Origin of the sequence: Leifsonia sp. A12D58 (genome assembly GCF_047530025.1) — a bacterium.
GTDB lineage: Bacteria > Actinomycetota > Actinomycetes > Actinomycetales > Microbacteriaceae > Cryobacterium.
Genome location: NZ_JBLJAT010000007.1, coordinates 1 through 22,874, shown reverse-complemented (window position 1 = coordinate 22,874; position 22,874 = coordinate 1). Strand labels below are relative to the sequence as shown.

Below are 22,874 nucleotides of genomic sequence, written 5' to 3'. Positions count from 1 at the left end.
CGATGGTTGCTTATGGCGTTCTTGTCACAGCTTTGCGTATGACCGAATGGGCGACTGCTTCAGGCTGGCTGCCATGGCTGCCGCTTCTGCGGCCGTCGGGCCTGCACTCGGTGCGTACACCGGAATCTCGGCCGGATCGGTAGCGGCGATGAACTCGACGCTGTCATCGATTGCCGCGGTGAGCAGCATCCGCAGCTGGTCGTCGGGATTACTGATGCACGCTCGCCCGATGCCGTCGATCGACGACGCGATGATCGAGTGGCTGTGCCGCACCGAGATCTCGGTCGGCTGCCTGCGCAGGTTGGCCGCGATGAAGGCCCTGGCCCACCGTTCGGCCTCCGGGGCAGCAGCGAATGCTGCATTCAGTGAACCCCGGATGTCGATAGGTCCAGCTCCTCCCATCAGGTCTAGGCCGGCGGATGCGACGAGCGCACCGACCGCAAGCGAGTGCTGGCGTTCTTCGGCCACCACAGGCAACGCTGCCGAAGCCGCGCGCAACGCGAGAATGACATCCAGTCGCTTGTCATCGGTGGTGAGACCGATGACGGTGGGGATCAGTGTGGCCAGCTTGCTCCTGGCCCGATCCGAGCTGCAATCGTTCACCATCCGGGCGAGATGCGCGAGCCCGGCGTGCGTGCAGGCGGGATGATCGCTCCAGCGTTCCCCTGCAAGGAACGACGCGAATTCCATGAAACATGCCCCCGCACGTGGGGTGCGGTGTTTTCCTGCCGAAAGCAACGGAAGGATGTCTGGCTGGACTGACGACCCATTCATGAGGGCCTCCCCTCGACGACTCTGATTCCTCTACTGTGCGCCCGAACGAGTCGAAATACAACGCTCAATTACGACAGTGTTGAGAAGTCCTCAAGTACCGCTGCGAGCTGCTCGACCGCCCAGTCCAGGTCGGCTTCAGACACCGTGAGCGGCGGGGCCAGCCTGATCGTCGAGCCATGGGTGTCTTTGGCCAGCACGCCGCGATCCATCAGCGCTTCACACACCGCACGACCGGATGCGAGAGCTGGGTCGATGTCGATCCCTGCCCAGAGTCCGGCCCCACGCAGCTCTACGATGCCGTGGCCGACGAGTCGTTCGAGGGCAGCGTGCAGGTGAGCGCCGAGCACCCGTGCGCGCTCCTGGTACTCGCCGGTGGCCAGCATCCGCACAACGGCCAGACCAATCGCCGCTGCGAGCGGGTTTCCGCCGAAGGTCGAGCCGTGCTCGCCTGGCTGCAGGACGCCGAGGATGTCAGCGTTGCCCACGACGGCAGAGACCGGCACGATTCCGCCGCCGAGCGCCTTGCCGAGCAGGTAGAGATCTGGCACGACGTCGACCAGGTCGCAGGCGAATGTGGCACCGGTTCGGCCAAGGCCGGACTGGATCTCGTCGGCGATGAACAACACATTGTGCCGCGTCGTGATCTCACGCACCGCGGGCAGATAGTCGGCGGGCGGCACCACGATGCCGGCCTCGCCCTGGATCGGCTCGAGAAGCACTGCAACGGTGTTCTCGTCGATGGCGGCCTCGAGGGCTGCGGCATCCCCATATGCCACAGTCCTGAAGCCCGGCGTGAACGGTCCGAAGCCCGCACGCGCGGATTCGTCGTCAGAGAAGCTGATGATGGTGGTGGTGCGTCCGTGGAAGTTACCGGAGGCAACGATGATGTTGGCCTGATCGGCGGCCACACCCTTCACCCGGTAGCCCCAGGCCCTGGCCACCTTGATGCCAGACTCCACGGCCTCGGCCCCTGTGTTCATCGGCAGCACCATGTCTTTGCCAGACAACTCGGCCAGTGCCGTCACGAACGGCCCGAGCTGGTCGTTGTGGAACGCCCGGCTGGTGAGGGTGATGCGGCCCAGCTGAGCGCGTGCGGCCTCAAGGAGAACCGGGTTCGAGTGCCCGAAATTGACCGCTGAATACGCGGCGAGGCAGTCAAGGTAGCGGCGACCGTCGACATCCGTCACCCATGCGCCCTCCCCCGTCGCAACGACGACGGGCAGAGGGTGGTAGTTGTGCGCAGCGTGCTCTTCTTCGAGGCGGATGTCTTCAGCCTGGCGAGGGGTGAGCGGGCGGGCGGTCAGCTGCGCGTCGACGGTGCCTGGCGTTGTCTGTGTCGTCATGATGTGCCTTTCGCGGGTCGGCGGCTGTCAGCGGCGGAGTTCGAGCGTGCAGCACTTGACGCCGCCGCCACCGAGCAGCAACTCGGAGAGATCGACGCCGATCGGGTTGTATCCACGTTCCCGCAGCTGCCGCTCGAAGTCGGTGGCCCTTGATGCGATGACGACGTTGTAGCCGTCCGAGTATGAGTTGAGGCCGAGGATCGCGGCATCCGATTCGGTCGCGATGATGGCATCCGGGTAGCGGGCCTCGAGAATATCGAGGCTGGCCGCGTCAAAAGCGCTGCGCAGATAGGCAATGTTGGTGTCATCGAGTACAGCGATGGCCGTGTCGAGGTGGTAGAAGCTCGGGTTCACCAGCTTGAGCGTGATGACCTCGCGGCCAGAGATTGCCGCCAGTTCTTCGTGGCTGTTTGAATCACTGCGGAAGCCCGTGCCGGCCAGGATCACGTCACCGACGAGCAGGAAGTCGCCCTCGCCCTCGTTGATCTCCCGGGGCGCGTGCACCTCGAAGCCGTTGTCGCGGAACCAGTCCATGTATGCCGGCCCCTCCGGCTGACGCTCCGGGTACGTGAAGCTGGCGCCATAGGCCTTGTTGTCGATCACGAAGCCGCCGTTGGCCGCGTAGACCATGTCGGGCAGCCCATCAATCGGGTCGATGAGGTGTACATCGAAACCGAGCTCGATGTAGATGTCGTAGAGGGCCTGCCACTGCGAGACCGCCAGCGAGGTGTCGGTGGGCAGCGCGGGGTTCATCCACGGGTTGATGCGGTACACGACAGTGAAGTACTCGGGCTTACACATGAGAACCGTGCGCTTGATGGGCGTGCGAACTGGGTGTTCGGTCATCGGTGAGTCCTGGAGATTGGTCGACATGGGAACTCCTCTGTGGGCGATCCGGCGCACAGCTGCCGATCGCGGTGAATGGCGGACCAGGTCGCTCACGAGAGCCCGGCGCGACCATTCGGGTTGATCGCGTCGGGACGCCGTCTTCAGTCTCACACAGCATGATTCAACGTTTTCTGCGTACAGACGCACTTTCACTGCGCATTTAGCGGGGTAAGCGCATTAATCGTGCGCACTGGGCCGCTGGAGCAACGCGGGGTGCGCAGGGGCGCGCCCGCCAGCCCGGGTCGATGCTGCCGGATCGCCCGCGCCCATCACGCAGAAATTAGAAGAATCCTTGCGTTTCACGCTGAAATACTGCGCAACACGGCCCGACGGCGCAATGAATGCACCTATAATCGCGGCATGGACAACCTCGACCGCAGCATCCTGGATTTGCTCCGCCAAAACGCGAGGGCTGGATATGGCGACATCGGCTCGGTGATCGGGTTGTCAGCTTCTGCCGTGAAGCGTCGCGTAGATCGTCTGGTTTCTGACGGAGTAATCAGGGGTTTCACCATTCAGGTCGACCCTGCGGTCGACGGCATGAGCACCGAGGCATACGTAGAGCTGTTCTGCCGTGGCACCGTTGCGCCCGACGAGCTGCTGCGCATCCTCTCAGGGGTTCCAGAGGTGGTTGAGGCCGGCACCGTCACCGGAAGCGCCGACGCGATGGTGCACATCCGCGCCCGTGACATACCCGGGCTGGAGGCCGCCCTCGAGAAGGTGCGGTTGGCCCCGAACGTTGACCACACCCGAAGCGCGATTGTGCTGTCCAGGCTGATTCACCGCACCGCCGACTGAGCGAGGCGGCCCGGTTGCCCGGTGGCTGGGTATGAGTTGTGAGTTCTGGGTTCTGGTTGCTTCACTTTTCAGTTGCGCCGAGAGCCGCCGCACGCCACACTGACCTCACACCCCTCGAATGATTCTGGAGCAGCAGTGTCTCTGGCCTTCCTCACGATTGATTCCACGTCGACGCTGCCACCGTACGAGCAAATCAAGCTACAGATCATGGATGCGGTGAAAACCGGCATCCTCCCGCCAGGCGCCAAGCTTCCGACCGTGCGCAGCCTTGCAGGCGAGCTCGGGCTCGCGGCGAACACCGTCGCACGTGCGTATCGCGAGCTTGAACACCACGAGATCATCGAGACCAGGGGACGCAACGGCTCATTCATTGCTGCGTCTGGTGATGGAACGCTTCGGCAGGCGCAACAGGCCGCCATCGCGTATGCCGACCGAGCGGCCCAGCTCGGTCTCGGCACTGACGAGGCGCTGGCGCTCGTGGCATCCGCTCTGAATCGGTAGCGAGCTGCATAACTCCTGCAGGCTGCATAGCTCCTGCAGGCTGCATAACTCCTGCAATCTGGAGATCGTTGCCGCAGCCATCCGCGCCATTCCGCGGCACACCACAGCTCCCGTATGCATCCTGCAGGAGTTATGCATTCCCGCAGCGCCGTCCTGAAATTTTCAGCCACATTCAGACGCATTCAGGTGGGGGGGGTTCAGGTGGGGGGTTCAGGTGCGGACAGGTCATTGCGAGGTGCATAACTCCTGCAATCTCGCCGTGCCTCCAGACGGCATCCGCGTTATTCCGCGGCACACCACAGCTGCCGTATGCATCCTGCAGGAGTTATGCAATCCCGCAGGATGGAACTTGCAACTTGCGACCTGCAATCTGCAAACCCACAACCCACAACCCACAACCCACAACGAAAACAGGATGGATGCCGCCCAGCGGGCACATCCATCCTGTTTTCGACTACCGCGGCCGGTTTTGTCCTGTTTTCAGAACGCGGGCGGCGGCGGCAGCGGCAGCGGCAGCAGCGGCAGCAGCGGCAGCAGCAGCAGCAGCAGCAGCGGCAGCAGCAGCGGCAGCAGCAGCGGCAGCGCGCCGACTGGACTGTTAGATCACGCCCTCGGAGAGCGCGCTCGGGTTACCAAAGCGGTGCGCGGTGATCGAGATTGCCTGTTCGCGCAGGAACGGCAGCACCTCGACGCGACCGGCCTGGGTGACCGGGTGTGAGTAGACAGCGATGTCGGGGCTTCCGTCGAGCGCAGTAGCCAGAGCGGATGCCGCAGCAGCAGCGCCGTTCAGCGGGTCGCCACCGATCAGGCGCACGCGGCTCGTGGTGATGCCACCGCGTGCTGCACGCTTCAACCACGTCTCGTCGGTCTCGACGGTGACAGAGATCTCGGCGGCCAACAGCAGGTTACGCACAGCCGGCGGCACCGGGATGGCGCTGGAGACCGAGTAACGCGACTTCGACAGCGTCGCAGCAGCGATCACACGCAACAGGTCGGACAGCGTGCCGTCCTCGTTCAGGCGCACGGTGACGGGCAGCGGCAGATAGCGGAACAGGTTGCGCTCGAGGCCGACACCTGAGACATCCTTCACCGTGTTGAACTCTTCGCGCCAGGCCAGTGCATCGCTGAGGGCCGAGCGACGCAGGGTATCGAATTCGGCATAGCCCAACGACGACTGCGACGCTTCGATGATGTCGGTCACGCGCTTCTCGAGCCCGCGCAGGTGCAGGGTTGAGCTGTTCTTGCCCGGATCGGTGACCCAGCCACCAAGACCGAACAGGTAGTTCGGGCCGCCGGCCTTGGTTCCCACACCCACCGATGAGCGCTTCCAGCCACCGAACGGCTGGCGCTGCACGATCGCACCGGTGATTCCGCGGTTCACGTAGAGGTTTCCGGCCTCGACGGTGGCCAGCCACTCGGCCAGCTCGTCGGAGTCCAGCGAGTGCAGGCCGGCGGTCAGTCCATAGTCGACAGCGTTTTGGTAGCGGATCGCCTCTTCGAGGGTGCGCGCGTGCATGATGCCGAGCACAGGACCGAAGAACTCAGTGAGGTGGAAGTACGAGCCGGGGGCAACACCCGTGCGGATGCCAGGCGACCACAGCTTGCCGGAGTCGTCGAGCTGCTTGGGCTCGACCAGCCATTCTTCGTCTGCGCCGAGGTTGGTGAGTGCGTGCAACAACTTGCCGTTGGCCGGCTCGATGATCGGGCCCATCTGCGTGACCGGGTTCGACGGGTAGCCGACGCGCATTGAGGTGGCGGCATCCACCAGCTGGCCCATGAAGCGCTTGGACTTCGCGACGGAGCCGACGACGATCACGAGACTCGCTGCAGAGCACTTCTGGCCGGCGTGGCCGAAGGCGCTCTTGATGACGTCGGATGCCGCGAGATCGAGATCGGCAGACGGCGTCACGATGATCGCGTTCTTGCCGCTGGTCTCAGCCAACAGGGGAAGGTCTGTGCGGAACGAGCGGAACAGCTCGGCCGTCTCGTAGCCACCGGTGAGGATAACGCGGTCGACGTTCGGGTGCGAGATCAACTGGGTGCCGAGGTCGCGATCGGCCAGGTCGACGAGAGCGAGCAGCTCACGCGGAACACCGGCCTCCCAGAGCGCCTCGACCATGATGGCGCCTGAGCGCTGGGCCAGCTTGGCCGGCTTGATGATGACACCCGAGCCTGCGGCGAGCGCCGACAGCACAGAACCGGCGGGGATGGCGACCGGGAAGTTCCACGGCGGCGTGACGACTGTCAGCTTCGACGGCACGAAGATGGCACCCTGCACCGCATCGAGGTCGCGGGCCCGCTCGGCGTAGTAGTGCGCAAAGTCGATGGCCTCGCTGATCTCTGGGTCGGCTTCAGCGATGGTTTTACCGGTCTCGGCAGCCATCACCTCGATCAGACGGTCGCGGTTGGCGGCCAGGGCGAGACCGGCGCGGTGCAGCACGGCCGCACGCTCGGCACCCGGAAGCTGGCCCCAGGCGTTTCCTGCACGCGTAACTGTCTCGATGATCCCGTCGAGAGCACCGGCATCCGCTACCCGCGCCGACGCGATGGTGTCGATGCCGAGCGTTGAGGTCTCGACCCTGGCCAGGATGCGGCGGCCCCAGGCACGGTTGGCCGGCAGTGCGGGATCGGTGTCTGGCTCGTTTTGGAACCCGGTGTTGTGGAAGCCAGACTGCACACTGCCGCGGGTGAGACCGAGCACTGCGGCCGTCAACTGGGGCTCGTTCTCGCCCTCCAGGGTCACGGCATCACGGCCGAGTTCAGCGGGCGCTGCACCTGCCGCGAACTCGGCAGTGGCCGATCGATCCTGGGTGCGGTTGGGTGCGGGCACGATGATGCTCTCGCCGCGCGTCGTCTCGAGTGCATCGAGCGAGGCGAGGAAGCGGTTCTTCTCACGCTCGAACAGCTCGGGGGTGTTGGTCAGCTCGAACACGGCCGACATGAAGTTGTCCTGGCTGGCGTTCTCTTCGAGGCGACGGATGAGGTAGCTGATGGCCACGTCGAACTCGGCAGGGTTCACGACCGGCGTGTAGAGCAGCAGGCGGCCGACGTCCTTCTTGACAGCTTCGGCCTGGCTGGTCGCCATGCCGAGCAGCATCTCGAATTCGACGCTGTCTGCCACGCCGCGAGAGGTGGAGAGCAGGTGGGCGTACGCCACGTCGAACAGGTTGTGGCCTGCGACACCGATCTTGACGGCATCCGTGTTCTCTGGCGTAAAGGCCCAGTCGAGAACGCGCTTGTAGTTCGTGTCGCTGTCCTGCTTGGTCGAGTAGGTTGCCAGTGGCCAGTCGTGAACAGCTGAGTCGACGTGCTCCATCGCCAGGTTCGCGCCCTTGACGACACGCACCTTGATCGGGGCTCCCCCGGCAGCGCGACGGTTCTTCGACCAGGCGGTGAGGCCCTGAATGGCGCCGAGCGCGTCTGGCAGGTAGGCCTGCAGCACGATACCGGCCTCGAGGTTCTTCAGCTGCGGCTGGTCGAGGATCCGCTCGAAGACAGCGATCGTGAGGTCGAGGTCGCGGTACTCCTCCATGTCGAGGTTGATGAACTTGGCACCAGCCGGTGAGCCTGCCGCGAGCTCGTAGAGCGGGGTGAGGCGTTCAACGACCCGGTCGACAGCTTCGTCGAATGACCACATCGACAGCTGGCTGGCGATGGCAGAGACCTTGATTGACACGTAGTCGACGTCGTCGCGGGCGAGCAGCGCGCGGGTGCCCTCGAGGCGGCGCAACGCCTCTTTCTCGCCGAGTACAGCCTCACCGAGCAGGTTGATGTTCAGGCGGTTACCGGATGCGCGGAGGCCGGCGATGACCGGACCGAGCTTCTCGGGCGTGGCGTCGACAACGAGGTGACCGACCATCTTGCGCAGCACGGTGCGGGCGGCGGGGATGACGACCCACGGCAGAACCGGACCGAAAACGCCACCAAGCCAGATGGCGCCGCGCATGTATGGCGGCAGGAAGCCGGGTGCGAGCTTGGCGACGCGCTGCAGGTTGTAGCCGGCGACCATGACGTCTTCAGGGCGCATGACGCCGTCGACGAATCCCACGGTGAAGTCGAGCCCGTTCGGGTCTTTCAGGACTCCGGCCAGGCGCTCGGCAGACGCATCCGCTGGGATGGTCTCGCTGTCGGCCAACCACTTGTGAACGAGGCGAATGACCTCGGCGCTGAGGTCGTTCGTTGCTGCCGATTCTGGGGTGCCGATCGGGCTGCTGGGATTGGTCATAGTCACGAGGCTAGTCTTTCGTTCGTCCTGAATTCTGTACTCAGTGTGGCGTTCCCGTTCGATTAGCAAAAGCGAATCTATGTGAACGATATTCATTAGAATTACTTACGCTTTGGCCAGCGGGCCAGCGCAGACGACGGAGGTGCCGGATGCTGGATATAAGGCGGCTTCGACTGCTGCGCGAATTGAAGATCCGCGGCACTCTGGCCGGGGTCGCGGAAGCCCTCGCCTACAGTCCATCGGCGGTGTCGCAACAGCTCGCCCTGCTGGAAAAAGAAGCGGGTGTCGAGCTGCTGCAGAAGGTCGGGCGCCGGGTACAGCTCACCCCGCAGGCCGAGATTCTGGTGGAGCACACGGCGGTACTGCTCGACCGTCTCGAGGTGGCCCAAGCCGACATGACAGCGTCGCTCACCACGGTGTCCGGCACGGTGCGCGTGGCGGTCTTCCAGACGGCAGCACACGCCGTCATTCCCCAGACGCTGACGCTGTTGTCGACCGAGTATCCTCACCTGCGCGTTGAAATCACCGAGCGCGAGCCGGAGGTCGGGCTGTTCGAAGTGTCGGCACGCGACTTCGACCTGGTGATCGCCGAGCAGTATCCGGGCCACACCCGCGCCCACCTGCCCGACCTCGACCGGGTGCATCTGGCAACGGATGCCCTGCGCCTGGCCGTACCTCCGGCTTCGGTCACGGTGCCGAGCACATGGGCTCACGGCCACCGGATCATCACACTCGAGGATGCCGCCGGGCTGCCCTGGGTGATGGAGCCGGAGGGCACCGCGTCGCGCCAATGGGCAACGCAGCTGTGCAGGTCGGTCGGTTTCGAACCCGACGTACGATTCGAAACCGCCGACCTGATCGCTCACATCCGGTTGATTCAGTCGGGCAACGCCGTCGGCATCCTGCCCGATCTGGTGTGGTCGGGCGAACACCCCACTGTGCAGCTGCGCGACCTGCCGGAATCTCCGCACCGCACGATCTTCAGCTCTGCCCGCCGCTCAAGCGCGGGGCGACCCGGCGTTGTCGCGGTGCGAGAGGCGCTGGCGGATACAGTGTCACTCGCGGCCACGCCGGTGGTTTAGCTTGAGGCTATTCACCCCGAGGTTTGTAGTCGTTCCCCTCGGCTACCACTTTCGAACAATCGGATAAATTTTGCCGCTGTTGCCCGTTGGAGGTCCATTGCCTCCGCTTCCTCACGTTGACTTCTCCGAACTATTCCACAAACGAAAAGCCCGATGAGGGTGAGAAGCCCAAACCCCACACGTAGAACCGGTTGAGTGAGAGTGGCGTTTAACTGAGCCTCGCGGGCCGACTGAACTTTCGAGTACAAGTCATTGAGTTTTCTATCCTCTGGAATGCTGAGCGGCTCGAATAGCGCACCCCGGGGCCGCAACTCAATGACAAAGCTGTCTAATTCAGATTCCGCAATATTCAACGCATTTTGCTTGGAAGGGAGATCGTTGATTAGAACCGATACCGCGGGGGCGATGACAAGAGCTGCGATCGCCACAAATATCGAAAACAAAGTGACCAGGGTTGGCCGGAAGGCCGAAGCGTGAGCGGGTTTACGCAGTTCTTCGACGTGATAGAGGAGTCCCAGCTCTCTTTGCCGACCTTCCCGCCCGAGACGAACGAATTCCGTGACTCTTCCGCTTATCGCCGACGCGGGGATCAACATGAGTCCTTGCACGTACGACAAGGCTTCCTGAGATACTTCCTCCGTTTCAAGCGTTACGCGATTATTCGTCTTGTACTTCGCTGGCATTTCGTCAACCAATCCTCGCCCTGACTATCGGGCCAAGGATCATTTGCGTAAGCCCTTGCGGGGGGGGATACTGGGGAAGCCCCTGCGCCGCGTCGACAAGAGTGTTCTAGTCCATTAGCTGGGGCTTCCGTGGGTGTGATGGAACCCAAGGGAACCTCGTCCCGCCAGTGGGCAACGCAGAGCTGTGCAGGCCGGTCGGTTTCGCACCTGACGTGCTAAACGAAACCGCCGGTCGATTGCGCACATCCGGCTGATCCAGTCGGTCGGCATCCTGCCCGATCTGGTGTGGTCGGGCGAACAGCCCACGGTGCAGCTGCGGGATCTGCGTGATGCGCCGCGCCGCACAAGCGCCGGACGACCCAGTGTGGTTGCGGTGCGCGACGCCCTGAGCCGCGCTGTGCTGCAAATTTCAGTCCCGGTCTCGGGCTGAGAGCTCCAGCGAGACGCCTGGGCTCCGGTTAGACGCTGGCTGGCATGGCGAGCGCGTCGCGCAGGCCATCTTCGAGAGGTGTGGTCGGGTGTCCGATCAGGCGGGCGAGATCACCTGAGGTCTCGCCGAGAAGGCCATCCGCGATATTCGCATCGAGAGCGACGATGAAGCCGGCAGTCTCCGCCGGAAGGCCGACGGCGGTCAGCGTTGCGAGGTGCTCGTCAGCCGACAGCGGTGTGTAGACGACATCGCGGCCCAGGATGCGAGCTGCGGCTGCAGCGAGATCGTCGTGCGTCCAGGCTTCATCACCGGAGAGCTCGTAGACGGAATTCTCGTGACCCGGCGTGGTGAGCACCGCGGCGATAGCCTCTGCATAATCGGCGCGGCTGGCACTGGCCACCCGCCCCTGTCCGACACTGGCGATGATGACGCCGCTCTGGCCGGCCTGCTCGACTGTCTGTGCGTAGTTCTCGGTGTACCACCCGTTGCGGAGGATCGTGAAGGGAATACCTGACGCACTGATCAGCTCTTCGGTCGCTTTGTGCTCCGGTGCCAGAATCAGGCTGGTGGTGTCTGCATGGGGCGCGCTCGTGTAGACGATGCGACTGACACCGGCAGCCTTCGCGGCATTGATCGCGTTGGCATGCTGCTCGACGCGCTTGCCTACCTCGCTGCCAGAGACCAGTACGAGAGTGTCAGCACCCTCGAATGCTGCGGTGAGGCTTGCGGGGTCTGAGTAGTCGATCGCCGCTATATTGACGCCCAGACCAGCAAACTCCTGGAGCCTTTCGACATTGCGACCAGCTGCAACGATGTCGGCAGGAGCGACTCCGCGCTGAATGAGTGATTCGACGGCCAGGCGGCCGAGGTGTCCGGTTGCGCCGGTAACGACAATTGACATTGGTATCCCTTCGGTGGCGCCATCGGTTAACCCGGTGACTCTCAGGTCAACGTCGTGGCGCCCCAGAGATTCCGTAACGCTCAAAGAAAGGCCTCGTGTGCCGCCAACTCCCAGCCGACCTGATCGGCTATCGCAGCCCAGCGCCTCAGCCTAGTAAGCTCTCGGCCGCGAGGCCGACCGCGAGGGTGTGCGCTGCCGACTGGTGGTCCTGCGCGCTCCACACTGATGACAATCCACAGTAAGCAACCGTCCACGCCACAATGCGTTTCAGGTCGATGCCGGTCGCTTCGGCGATGATTGCCGACTGCCTGGCGACTCGTCCCTGGCGCACAGCAACGCTCGGGGTCGGATTGCAGAGGATGTTGGCGAATTCGAATGCCGGATCACCGACAAGGCCCTTGGGATCGATCGCCAGCCAGCCGGCCTCAGCAAAATCGAGCACGTTACCGTGATGCAGATCACCGTGCAGCACCACAGACTCTCTCGATGAGGAGAGCATCTGCCGCGCCAGCGAAGCCGCCCTGGACTGAAACTCACCCGCTTCGCGAGAGGCAGGCAGCGCTCTGTCAGAACCACCGGGTTCGATCAGGTCGGCGAACCAACGTGTGAGCGGCGTGAGTTCAGCCGCAGCCGCTGGTGGCCCGAGCTCGTGCAGGCGCAGCCCTGTCGCACACAGGATCCGGCTCGCCCGATCGTCGCCGTCAGCATCCGTGTCGGCCAATACCGCCAGCGAGCGGATGCCGGTGGCCCGCTCCAGCAGGATGGCGCGGCCGTCGTGCTCGAGCACCGGAGCAGCACCGCGTCCACCCCACCAGGTCATCAGGTGATTGCCCCGCACCTCTTCGTCGACGAGCGCGATCTTGAGCATGGCCGCTGCACCTCGGTGACGCACCGGAGCCAGGATGCTGCTGTTCGTCGTGAATTGCTCACCGTCGGCCACAAGACTCCAGCGTTCGAAGAAGCCTGCGACAGCGTCTCGGTCAGCTGAGTTGGTCATCGTGCAAGTATCGCGTGACGACTCACCCTGTCGCAGTTCAGTAAACAGGCCTAGCCTGAAATGAAGGGTTCACCACCGTGGAGGTCGACATGTCAGCACATCCAACCGGACGCCTAGCCCACCGCAACGATGGGCTGTATCTCATGCTTGATCGGCTCTTTTCTTCGCCAATCGAAGACGTGTGGGCGAGTCTGACTCGCCCAGCTGAGCTGGCGAAGTGGATCGGGACCTACACGGGCTCTCCGTCCACCGGCGCGGTGAAATTCCTGATGTCGGCTGAAGAGAGTGCCGACTGGGAGTACGTGACGATCCGTGAGTGTGACGCCCCACACCGCTTCGTCGGCGAATTCGGCGAGGGCGACGACTCATGGCGCATCATGTTCCACCTCGTCACAGGCGATGGCATGACAACGCTGACGTTCGGGCAGCGGCTGCGGAGCGCGGCCGAAGCCGCCACCGTCGGTCCGGGCTGGGACTACTACCTCGATCGACTGGTTGCCTCACGTGCCGGGCGTCCGCTCCCGCAGTGGGAGCACTACTACCCGGCTCACGCGCAGTATTACAAGGATCTCATCGTTCCGAGCAAGTCCGCCTGAGCGCCGAATAAGGCGCTAGTTCCAGGTACTCGGCGCCGCCGCCCGAGTGGCAGGGAGTGCGACATCCGTGCTCCAGTTCAGCAGCCAGTCGGGCACAGGTTCGCCGGGAGGCGTACCGATTGTGGTGAGCAGTTCCTCGATCGAGACGACGCCACCGCTGCGCTTGAGAAAGCGACCACGAATGAAACCCTGCGCGTAGATCTCGGGCTGACCGTCGGCATCCGGGCGCACGAAGCGCTGCTCGACGTAGACAGCCTTCTCGTCAAAGCCCAGAATGCGCGACTCCACCTGGAACTTCTGCCACAGGGTCAGCGACTTCCGAAAGCTGATCGTCTCTGACACGACGACCGGATACCAGCCCTTTTCCTTGAAGATCTGCCAGACGCCATTGCGCTGCAGCATGTCAAACCGGGCGACATCCATGATCGACAGGTACACGCCGTTGTTCATGTGCCGCAGGATGTCCTGGTCGGTCGGCAAGGTGATGAACGAGGTGCGCGCGATATCGAAGTGACCGAGACGGTGACCAAAGCGCGAGCGGAACAGATGAAAGATCGTCCTAAAGAACATGTGCACCCGCCGATGCTAGGGCAGCAGCGGATGCCTGTCTCCTTGTTTGTAGAAGTTCTACAGTTGAGCGCTGCAGGCCGATCCGATTACGCGGGCAGGTCGCGCTGCTCGACGCCGTTATAGACCGAGAGCGGACGGATCAGCGCGTTCGAGTTCAGCTGCTCCATGATGTGTGCCGTCCAGCCCACAATGCGACTGGCCACGAACAGTGGAGTGAACGTCTCGGTGTCGAATCCCATCACGTGATAGGTCGGTCCTGCCGGGTAGTCGAGGTTCGGCTTGATGTTCTTGCGCTCGCCCATGTCGTGCTCGAGCTCTGTGTACAGCTCCAACAGATCGGGGCGATCGAAGTGGATGAGCATGGTCTCCATCGCGGCACGCATGGTGGGCACGCGCGAGTCACCGTTCTTGTACACCCGGTGGCCGAATCCCATGATCTTGCGCTTGCCTGCCAGGGCATCGTCGAGCCAGGCACCCACCTTGTCTGCGGTGCGGATCTCTTCGAAGGTGTGCATGACAGCTTCGTTCGCGCCGCCGTGCAGGGGGCCCTTGAGCGCACCGATCGCACCGGTGACCGCCGAGTACAGGTCGGACAGCGTCGACGTGATCACGCGAGCGGTGAACGTCGAGGCATTGAACGAGTGCTCGGCGTACAGGATCATCGAGATGTCAAAGGCGCTCACTACCTCGAGGTCCGGCACCTCGCCGAACGTCATGAACAGGAAGTTCGCCGAATAGCTGAGGTCATCGCGCGGCTCGACGAGGTCGAGCTCATGGCGGCGGCGCTGGTCGTACGCCACGATGGCCGGCAGCTGGGCATAGAGGCGGATCGCCTTGTCGAGATTGCCCTCTGGCGACGCATCCGCTGCCCCCGGGTCACGCGCACCGATGACGCTGACCGCCGTGCGGAGCACGTCCATCGGGTGCGCGGTGAGCGGCAGCTCGTCGATGACCCGCTTGACCACGCTGTCGAGACGACGGAGCGACCGCTCTCGATCCTCAAACTCTGCGAGCTGCTGATCGTTCGGTAGCTCACCGTGCCAAAGCAGGTAAGCCACCTCTTCGAAGCTGCACTTCGCCGCAAGCGCCTGCACGGGATAGCCCCGGTACAACAGTGAATTGGTGTCTGGATTCACCTTGGAAATCGCGGTGTAGTCGACCGGAACGCCGGCCAGACCTTTGTAAATCTCCTGAGTCGTTGCATCGGCCATGATCGCTCCCCTAGCGCTTGATCTGGAAGTTGAAGACGTTGGTATCGAAGTGGTTGTAGGAACTGTAGTCAAGCAGTTCATACAGATCAGCGCGATGCTGCATTTCACCTAAAACCGGTTCAAGGGTGCCGTGCTCGTTGATCGTGTCGAGGCCGCGCACCGCTGAGCCCATCGCCAGACGCAGCAGCGAGACGGGCCAGATGACCATGTTGATGCCGACATCCTGCAGCTGATTCACGGTGAACAGCTCGCTCTTGCCGAATTCGGTCATGTTGGCCAGCAACGGTACGTCGACCGCGGCCCTGATCGCAGCGAACTCGGCCAGGGTGCCCATGGCCTCAGGGAAGATGGCGTCTGCACCGGCATCGACGAGCTTCTTGGCCCGATCGATGGCGGCATCCAGACCGTCGACAGCGCGGATGTCTGTGCGCGCCATGATCAGGAAGTTCGGGTCACGACGGGCATCGACTGCGGCCCTGATGCGCTTGAGCGCCGTGTCTTCGTCGACGACCTGCTTGCCATCGAGGTGTCCGCACCGCTTGGGGTTGACTTGGTCCTCGATGTGGGTGCCTGCCAGCCCGGCATCCTCAAGCGTCTGGATGGTACGCGCAACGTTCATCGGCTCGCCGAAGCCGGTGTCGGCATCGACGATCGCCGGCAGGTCGGTCATGCGCGCGATCTGCTGCGAGCGCCCGGCCACCTCGGTGAGTGTCGTCAGGCCGATATCAGGCAGGCCGAGGTCGGCCGAGAGCACGGCGCCAGAGATGTAAACGCCGTCGAAGCCCTTCTCCTGGATGAGCTTGGCCGACAGCGGGTTGAATGCACCAGGAAAACGCTGGATCGTGCCTGAGGCCAGACCGGCGCGAAATGCGATGCGCTTCTCGGCGGGAGTCGTTGTCGCGTACAGCATTAGAAGAGTCCCTTCGGCAGACCGGCCGCCTGCAGCAGTCCCGGCCTGGCGACGATTGTCAGTTCACCGATCTCATGGGCGTTCAGCTCGGGCAGACGCTCGGCCAGAGCCAGGAAGCGCTCGATCTCGTCGGCTTCGAGCACATCAGCGGCGAGAGTGCGGAACTTGTTCACGTACTCCGCGCGTCCGAACGGCCGGGCACCAAGCGGATGCGCATCCGCTACCGCGATCTCATCGACGATCTGGCGACCGTCGGTAAGCGTGATGACCACGCGGCCACCGAATGCTTTTTCGTTCACGTCGAGCGAGTGGTACCTGCGAGTCCATTCCGGGTCTTCGACTGTCGTTGTCTTGTGCCAGAGGGCGACGGTGTCCGGCCGACCAGCGCGCTCAGACGAGTAGGAGTCGACGTGGTTCCACGTTCCGTCCTGCAGCGCGACAGTAAAGATGTACGGGATCGAGTGGTCGAGCGTCTCGCGGCTCGCCTGCGGGTCGTACTTCTGCGGGTCGTTGGCGCCAGAGCCGATCACGTAGTGCGTGTGGTGGCTGGTGTGGATGACGATCGAGGCCACGTTGTCGGGGTTCGTGACCTCCGGGAATGTGTCGTGCAGCTTGCGCGCCAGGTCGATCCAGGCCTGCGCCTGGTACTCAGCCGAGTGCTCCTTGGTATAGGTGTCGAGGATTGCGCGCTTGACCTCGCCGCGCTCGGGCAGCGGCACCTGATATGCGGCACCCGGGCCGTCGAGCAGCCAGGCGATCACGCCGTCTTCGCCCTCATAGATCGGAGTCGGGCTGGTTTCGCCGCGCATTGACCTGTCGACGGCTTCGACGGCCATCTTTCCGGCGAACGCGGGAGCGTGCGCCTTCCACGACGAAATCTCGCCCTTGCGTGACTGCCGCGTGGCTGTCGTGGTGTGCAGCGCCTGGCCGACGGCCTGGAAGATCGTCTCTGCAGGAAGGCCGAGCAAGGTGCCGATGCCGGCAGCGGCGCTCGGGCCGAGGTGGGCGACGTGGTCGATCTTGTGCTTGTGCAGGCTGATCGCCTTGACCAGGTCGACCTGGATCTCGTAGCCGGTTGCGATGCCACGCACGAGATCGCGGCCGGTCAGACCGCGCTCGGCAGCAACGTGCTGCGCGACCGCGACGATCGGCGGGATGTTGTCGCCTGGGTGGGAGTACTCGGCGGCGAGGAAGGTGTCGTGGTAGTCGAGCTCGCGCACGGCAACGCCGTTTGCCCAGGCTGCCCATTCAGGTGAAACGCGGATGGCGGCGTCTGTACCGAAGATGTTGGCACCGTCGCCACCGGTGGAACGTGGATGAGAGAGCGCCTGCGCTCGGGCAGAGACAACGGGCTTCCGCGTCAGCGATGCCGCGGCGACCGATGCGTTGTCGATCACGCGGTTGATCACCATCTCGGTGACCTCTGGTGAGACGTCGACGGGGTCGGCCGCGACTTCTGCGATTTTCCAGGCCAGCTGGCCGTCGCGGGCCAGGTTCTCGTCGCTCGTGTGAACGCGGACGTCGTGCAGCTTCATTACGATTCCTTTTCCGATGTGGCGACCCCCAGGGAGGTGCCGATGAGCTCAGGAGAACGAGCTGGACGCAGCGTCTCCATCACGTTGACGAGGCTTGAGTGCAAATGTACGGCTGTTGCTTGAGCCGCAAGGGTTTCGTTTTGGGCGAGGATCGCCTCGGCGATGATGAGGTGTTCAGCCGCAGCCCGAGCCATGCGCTCCGGGTTCTCCCTTGAGAGTCGGCGCGCACGCACGAGGTGAACGCGAAGGGCGCGCAACGCCGTCTTCAAATAGGCGTTATCGATCGCTCCGGTAATCGCGTCATCGAACCGATCGACAGCGGCATAGAAGGCGTCTCGCTCATTCTCGGTGAACGTCGACTGCCGGGAGATGCGTGCGAAATCGTCCCTGAGCAGGCGGAACACATCGGGATCACGACGACGGGCAGCGAGTCTGGCCGCCTGGGTGTCGAGAGCTTCGCGCAGCTCAAAGAGTTCGGTGAGGTGATCGGCTCCGAGGTCGGCGACGATATCGACTCGACCCCGGGATTCAACGAGGCCATCTGCGGCCAGTCTGCTCAGTGCCTCGCGGACCGGTGTGCGCGAGACCCCGAGGCGCTCGGCGACCTCAATCTCTGCCAGTGGGGCACCGGGAAGCAGCCGCCAATTCAGGATGTCGTCGCGGAGCGATGCGTAGGCCCTCTCGCTCGCTTTCATGGCTTGATTGTATACCCAGCACCCCCAGGTCGAACTAATACCGCGCAGAGTTCGCAGTTTTGTATACACAGTGCGGCCCGTGACGGGCAGGACTAACATTCAGCCATGGTGCCGCTTTCCAACTTATTGACGTTCGCGCTGGCCGCGATCGCGCTCATCGCTCTACCGGGCCCGAGTGTGCTTTTCGTCATCGGTCGCTCACTCGCCCTCGGTCGCCTCGGCGGCTTTCTCAGCGTGCTCGGCAACGCACTCGGACTTGTTCCGATCGTCATCGCCGTCGCCCTTGGTCTCGGCGTGATCGTCACCCAGTCGGTCGTCATCTTCACGATCATCAAGTTTGTCGGTGCCGGGTACATCGTCTACCTCGGAGTGCAGGCCATCAGGCACCGCAAGGATGCCGCGAAAGACATCGGCGTCTCGTCCGCCAGAAAGTCGAATTGGCGGGTGCTGGCCGAGGGCTTCATGGTCGGCATCAGCAACCCGAAGTCCCTGGTGTTCTTCGTCGCCGTGCTCCCGCAGTTTGTCGACTACTCGCAGGGCGCAGTCCCCCTGCAGCTTGCGACGCTCGGCATGGTCTTCGTGGTGCTTGCTGTGCTGGGCGACAGCGTCTGGGCACTGACGGCTGGCTGGGCGAGAGACTGGTTTGCCACATCGCCGAAACGCCTCGAAAAGCTGTCGGCGACCGGCGGGGTCATGATGATCGGCCTCGGCGGCGTCCTCGCCGCATCCGGTGCGAAATCCGCATAAGTCTTGGTTTTTGCCGTGTGAATGTCGTTAAAGTTCTGCAGTCGTGCAAGAAAATCGCGGGGCGACCAATGACCCTCCGATCCCTGTCGTAGTGGGCGGATTCCCGGTGTGCCTGAAACGAAATCCGCGTAATTCCGGGCATCTCAGTTAGGCGCGCCGCGCTCCGGTTGATACGTTGTTAGACGGCCTTCGGGCCAAAAACCAGTCCGCGACCACGCCGGCACCAGCAGCATCCGGTGCCCGTGAGCGTATGGTGTGACGAGGTTGGCGCCGGTCCCAATGACCACGCCCGCTCCGAGAGTTCGAGTCGCTGTGGCCCGTGCGCGTTGAATCGCGCAGCCACTTCTTGATGGGTAACCGGAGCATGTCTCGCTCACCCGGCCGACAGAAACGAAAACCCACAACGCACAGCGATTTTTAGCGTGTGGGCCGGAGTCACGTGTCCGAAAAATTAGCAATCGAAGCTCAACATCTCTACAAAGCGTTTGGACGGAAGCCCAAGGAAGTAGTCAAGAAGCTTCAGGCAGGCGCCAACCGGTCAGCACTCACTAACCTGGGCACCGCCGCCGTCATCGACGCATCATTTGAAGTGAAGGCCGGCGAGATCTTCGTCGTCATGGGCCTGTCTGGCTCTGGCAAGTCGACCCTGATCCGCATGCTCAACGGTCTGCTCGAGCCGACATCCGGCTCGGTCTCGGTGATGGGTACCCCCATCAGCGGCATCCCGGCCCAAAAACTCCGCGATGTGCGCCGCAAGAACATCTCGATGGTGTTCCAGCACTTCGCCCTGCTCCCGCACCGCACTGTGCTCGACAACGCCGCATACGGCCTCGAAGTGCAGGGTGTTCCGCTTGAGGAGCGCCGCGCACGCGCACAGGGCATCGTTGAACGTGTCGGTCTCTCCGGCTGGGAGAACAAGCTTCCGAGCGAGCTGTCCGGTGGAATGCAGCAACGTGTCGGGCTTGCCCGTGCGCTGGCCAGCGACACTGACATCCTGCTGATGGATGAGGCGTTCTCCGCCCTCGACCCGCTGATCCGTCGCGAGATGCAGGAACAGCTCATCGAGCTGCAGTCCGAACTCGGCAAGACGATCATCTTCATCACGCACGACCTCAACGAGGCAATGTTCCTCGGCGACCGCATCGCAGTCATGCGTGACGGCCGCATCGTGCAGGTCGGCACCCCAGATGACATCCTCACCGACCCGGCGAATGACTACGTCGCCCAGTTCGTCCAGGATGTCGACAGGGCACGTGTTCTCACGGCATCCGGCGTGATGGAGCCGGCAAAGTCGGTTGTGTCGGCATCGGCCGGCCCACGCGCAGCGCTGCGCACCATGCGCGACCTGCAGACCTCTGCTGCCTTTGTTGTCGGCAACGGCCGCACACTCGTCGGCGTCGTGCACGACAAGGACGTAATGCGTCAGGTGAAGGCCGGCGACACGGACCTCATGCGTATTGTGCGCAACGACGTCGCCACCATCGAACCGGATGCGCACCTCAGCGACATGTTCGAGCTCTCGGTCGAGAGCCCACTGCCCGTCGCAGTGATCGACGACAAGAAGCGCCTGCTCGGCGTCATCCCCCGCGTCACCCTGCTCGCCGCGCTCGGAAACGTGCCGTCGAATACTGACGAGGTGACGATCGTCGAGCCACCGGCCACGTACTCGATCGAAGTCATCACCGAGACGCTGCGCGAGACGGCTCCCGCAGCTGCTGCCGCGGCATCAGCTGCCGAGGCAGCAGGCCCCACCCAGGCATTCGCCGCCGGGTCTGAAGCTCTGGCATCTGCCGGGCGTGAAGACCAGGCATTCGCAGGATCAGAAGGAGAATCCCGATGACCGACATCCGTCTTCCCATCGGCACGTGGGCCGAGGCCTTCGTGCAGTTCATCACCGATGTCTTCCAGCCGGTCTTCAACGTGATCAGCATGGTTTTCGGCGGATTCTATGAGGGCGTCGACCTGCTCCTGCAGGCCCCGCCGTTCTGGATCCTCATCCTGCTGATCGCCGCTCTCGGCGTTTGGGCCAGAGGCTGGTTCTTCGGTGCAGGCACGGCCGTCGGGCTGCTTTTGATCGCCGGAGTCAACCAGTGGGCCAACGCCATGGACACCCTGGCGCTCGTGCTCGTCGCTGCGATCATCGCGATCATCATCAGCGTGCCGCTCGGCATCCTGGCTGCGCGGTCACAGACAGCGTCGAAGATCCTCAAGCCGGTTCTCGACTTCATGCAGACGATGCCCGCATTCGTCTATCTGATCCCGGCGCTGATCCTGTTCCGCGTTGGTGTCGTCCCCGGCATCGTCGCGACGATCATCTTCTCGCTGGCTCCCGGCGTGCGCATGACAGAACTCGGGATCCGTGGCGTTGACAAGGAAGTTGTCGAGGCCGGACACGCTTTCGGCGCCTCACCGCGTCGCATCCTGCGCCAGATCCAGCTTCCGCTTGCTGCTCCGACCATCATGGCCGGCGTCAACCAGGTGATCATGCTGTCCCTCTCGATGGTTGTCATCGCCGGTATGGTCGGCGCTGGCGGATTGGGAGGCCAGATCGTTCAGGCCCTCAGCCGCATCGACGTAGGACTCGGTTTCGAAGCCGGCCTCTCCGTCGTCATCCTCGCCATCCTGCTCGACCGCCTCACGGCATCCCTCGGCGCCCCCAGCCCGAAGCGCATCTTCGCCCGGTCGGCTGCGAAGGCTGCCGTTGCCGGCGCACCCGCCAACCGAGTGCGCAAGGGGCTCATCGCCACCGGCGTTGTCGTCGTTGTCGCAGCCCTGGCCATCACTGGCGTCGTGACGTCGAACTCTGGCCCCGCATCCGCTGGCCCAGATAACGGCGACAAGAAGGATCTCTCCATCGCGGTCTTCAACGGCTGGCCGGAGGGCGAGGCTGCCTCGTATCTCTGGAAGGGCATCCTGGAAGACAAGGGATACAACGTCACGCTCGAGTACGCGGATGCCGGCACGGCGTACGTCGGACTGAGCACGGGAGACTACGACGTCGTGCTCGACTCCTGGCTGCCGACCACCCACAAGGCCTACATGGAGCAGTACGGCGACAAGCTTGTCGACCTGGGTTCGTGGAACGAGGATGCTGCCAACTTCATCGCGGTGAATGCGGATGCCCCCATCGATTCACTGGAAGAGCTCGCGGCAAATGCCGACCTGTTCGACAACCGCATCGTCGGTATCGAGCCGGGCGCAGGACTCACCGATGCCACAGAGCAGAACGCTATTCCGCAGTACGGACTCGGCGGCATGAACTTCGTCACATCGTCCACACCGGCCATGCTCTCAGAGCTGAAGGCCGCCATGGCCTCCGGTGAGAACATTGCCGTCACCCTGTGGGCGCCGCACTGGGCCTACGACGAGTTCGACCTGAAGAACCTCGCAGACCCCAAGGGTGCGCTGGGCACGACAGAGTCGATTCACTCCATCGGCAGCCTGTCATTCACCGAGGACTTCCCCACCCTCTCGACATGGATCAAGAACTTCACGCTTGACTCCGACCGACTGTACGAGCTCGAGAACGTCATGTTCAACGGTGACGCAGCCGGCGCGGGCGACTACGCCCCGATCGTGGAGGACTGGATAGCCAAGAATCAGGACTACGTGGACAGCCTCACAAAGTAGCTGGTCCCCGCAAGGGGACGCTCCGGCGTCCCGCGCACACCCCCGCACCCGAGCTTCGGGTGCGGGGGTGTGTTGTTTCTGGGGCGGGCCGTGGTGCGTTTTGTCGCTGGGGCGGGCCGTGGTGCGTTTTGTCGCTGGGGCGGGCCGTGGTGCGTTTTGTCGCTGGGGCGGGCCGTGGTGCGTTTTGTCGCTGGGTCGGGGTTGTCGCCGGCCGGAGTGCTCGCCGGGTGTCGTGCCCGGGCAGGGAGCGCCGAGAATCGCCGTTACGCCCGCGAGTCGCCGTTGCAACGGCGACTCTCGGCACGAACGGCGACTCTCGAGCGGTGAGGGCGTGACAGCGGCTGGTGCGGATGCGATT

At 63.5% G+C, this 22,874-nt stretch carries 19 protein-coding genes; 7 read left to right on the top strand and 12 right to left on the bottom strand.

The features are described 5' to 3' along the window. Window positions 1-24 precede the first annotated feature (24 nt). From ACMT3I_RS14445 to ddaH, 3 genes are all read right to left on the bottom strand, one after another. Entirely contained in the window at window positions 25-690 is a 666-nt protein-coding gene (locus ACMT3I_RS14445; RefSeq protein WP_414805218.1) for a hypothetical protein, read from the bottom strand. 152 nt (window positions 691-842) lie between these two features. Further along, a complete protein-coding gene (rocD, locus tag ACMT3I_RS14440; protein WP_414805217.1) occupies window positions 843-2,117 on the bottom strand; it encodes an ornithine--oxo-acid transaminase in 1,275 nt (424 codons plus the stop codon). A gap of 27 nt (window positions 2,118-2,144) precedes the next feature. Next, window positions 2,145-2,990 (bottom strand): dimethylargininase, encoded by an 846-nt coding sequence (ddaH, locus tag ACMT3I_RS14435; protein WP_414805216.1) that lies wholly within the window; start codon window positions 2,988-2,990, stop codon window positions 2,145-2,147. A 375-nt stretch (window positions 2,991-3,365) separates the two neighbouring features. On the opposite strand from ddaH, the gene ACMT3I_RS14430 reads away from it, so the two are divergent. Beyond that, window positions 3,366-3,803 carry an Lrp/AsnC family transcriptional regulator gene (locus ACMT3I_RS14430; RefSeq protein WP_414805215.1) on the top strand — a complete coding sequence of 146 codons (438 nt, stop codon included), beginning with the start codon at window positions 3,366-3,368 and terminating at the stop codon, window positions 3,801-3,803. Window positions 3,804-3,938: 135 nt separating this feature from the next. Then, the gene (locus ACMT3I_RS14425; protein WP_414805214.1) at window positions 3,939-4,304 is read left to right on the top strand and encodes a GntR family transcriptional regulator; all 366 of its coding nucleotides are present in this window, start codon (window positions 3,939-3,941) and stop codon (window positions 4,302-4,304) included. A 598-nt stretch (window positions 4,305-4,902) separates the two neighbouring features. Here ACMT3I_RS14425 and ACMT3I_RS14420 read toward each other — a convergent pair. Continuing rightward, on the bottom strand, window positions 4,903-8,529 hold the full coding sequence (locus ACMT3I_RS14420) for a proline dehydrogenase family protein (RefSeq protein WP_414805213.1): 3,627 nt from the start codon (window positions 8,527-8,529) through the stop codon (window positions 4,903-4,905). A gap of 149 nt (window positions 8,530-8,678) precedes the next feature. Between ACMT3I_RS14420 and ACMT3I_RS14415 the strand changes: the two genes are divergently transcribed. Then, on the top strand, window positions 8,679-9,611 hold the full coding sequence (locus tag ACMT3I_RS14415; RefSeq protein WP_414805212.1) for a LysR family transcriptional regulator: 933 nt from the start codon (window positions 8,679-8,681) through the stop codon (window positions 9,609-9,611). A gap of 11 nt (window positions 9,612-9,622) precedes the next feature. Here ACMT3I_RS14415 and ACMT3I_RS14410 read toward each other — a convergent pair whose 3' ends face one another. The 3 genes from ACMT3I_RS14410 to ACMT3I_RS14400 all read right to left on the bottom strand — a co-directional run bounded on the left by ACMT3I_RS14410 (window position 9,623) and on the right by ACMT3I_RS14400 (window position 12,622). After that, window positions 9,623-10,294 (bottom strand): hypothetical protein, encoded by a 672-nt coding sequence (locus ACMT3I_RS14410; protein ID WP_414805211.1) that lies wholly within the window; start codon window positions 10,292-10,294, stop codon window positions 9,623-9,625. Between the two features lie 458 nt (window positions 10,295-10,752). Continuing rightward, window positions 10,753-11,625, bottom strand: a complete 873-nt coding sequence (locus ACMT3I_RS14405; RefSeq protein WP_414805210.1) for an SDR family oxidoreductase — start codon at window positions 11,623-11,625, stop codon at window positions 10,753-10,755. Between the two features lie 145 nt (window positions 11,626-11,770). After that, window positions 11,771-12,622, bottom strand: a complete 852-nt coding sequence (locus ACMT3I_RS14400; RefSeq protein ID WP_414805209.1) for an aminoglycoside phosphotransferase family protein — start codon at window positions 12,620-12,622, stop codon at window positions 11,771-11,773. A gap of 89 nt (window positions 12,623-12,711) precedes the next feature. On the opposite strand from ACMT3I_RS14400, the gene ACMT3I_RS14395 reads away from it, so the two are divergent. Next, entirely contained in the window at window positions 12,712-13,218 is a 507-nt protein-coding gene (locus tag ACMT3I_RS14395; RefSeq protein WP_414805208.1) for an SRPBCC domain-containing protein, read from the top strand. Window positions 13,219-13,233: 15 nt separating this feature from the next. Here ACMT3I_RS14395 and ACMT3I_RS14390 read toward each other — a convergent pair whose 3' ends face one another. From ACMT3I_RS14390 to ACMT3I_RS14370, 5 genes are all read right to left on the bottom strand, one after another. After that, window positions 13,234-13,788, bottom strand: a complete 555-nt coding sequence (locus ACMT3I_RS14390) for a thioesterase family protein (protein ID WP_414805337.1) — start codon at window positions 13,786-13,788, stop codon at window positions 13,234-13,236. A gap of 86 nt (window positions 13,789-13,874) precedes the next feature. After that, window positions 13,875-14,999 (bottom strand): bifunctional 2-methylcitrate synthase/citrate synthase, encoded by a 1,125-nt coding sequence (locus ACMT3I_RS14385; protein ID WP_414805207.1) that lies wholly within the window; start codon window positions 14,997-14,999, stop codon window positions 13,875-13,877. Window positions 15,000-15,009: 10 nt separating this feature from the next. After that, a complete protein-coding gene (prpB, locus tag ACMT3I_RS14380; RefSeq protein WP_414805206.1) occupies window positions 15,010-15,909 on the bottom strand; it encodes a methylisocitrate lyase in 900 nt (299 codons plus the stop codon). After that, window positions 15,909-17,444, bottom strand: coding sequence for an MmgE/PrpD family protein (locus tag ACMT3I_RS14375; protein ID WP_414805205.1), 1,536 nt, complete (start codon window positions 17,442-17,444; stop codon window positions 15,909-15,911). The genes prpB and ACMT3I_RS14375 overlap by 1 nt, the downstream gene beginning before the upstream one ends. Further along, window positions 17,444-18,139 (bottom strand): GntR family transcriptional regulator, encoded by a 696-nt coding sequence (locus ACMT3I_RS14370; RefSeq protein WP_414805204.1) that lies wholly within the window; start codon window positions 18,137-18,139, stop codon window positions 17,444-17,446. The genes ACMT3I_RS14375 and ACMT3I_RS14370 overlap by 1 nt, the downstream gene beginning before the upstream one ends. A gap of 105 nt (window positions 18,140-18,244) precedes the next feature. Here ACMT3I_RS14370 and ACMT3I_RS14365 point away from each other — a divergent pair, with 105 nt between their 5' ends. The 3 genes from ACMT3I_RS14365 to ACMT3I_RS14355 all read left to right on the top strand — a co-directional run bounded on the left by ACMT3I_RS14365 (window position 18,245) and on the right by ACMT3I_RS14355 (window position 22,516). Then, entirely contained in the window at window positions 18,245-18,886 is a 642-nt protein-coding gene (locus ACMT3I_RS14365) for a LysE family translocator (protein ID WP_414805203.1), read from the top strand. 439 nt (window positions 18,887-19,325) lie between these two features. Beyond that, a complete protein-coding gene (locus tag ACMT3I_RS14360) occupies window positions 19,326-20,726 on the top strand; it encodes a quaternary amine ABC transporter ATP-binding protein (protein ID WP_414805202.1) in 1,401 nt (466 codons plus the stop codon). After that, window positions 20,723-22,516, top strand: a complete 1,794-nt coding sequence (locus ACMT3I_RS14355) for an ABC transporter permease/substrate binding protein (protein ID WP_414805201.1) — start codon at window positions 20,723-20,725, stop codon at window positions 22,514-22,516. Before ACMT3I_RS14360 ends, ACMT3I_RS14355 begins: the two co-directional genes overlap by 4 nt. Window positions 22,517-22,874: the final 358 nt, after the last annotated feature.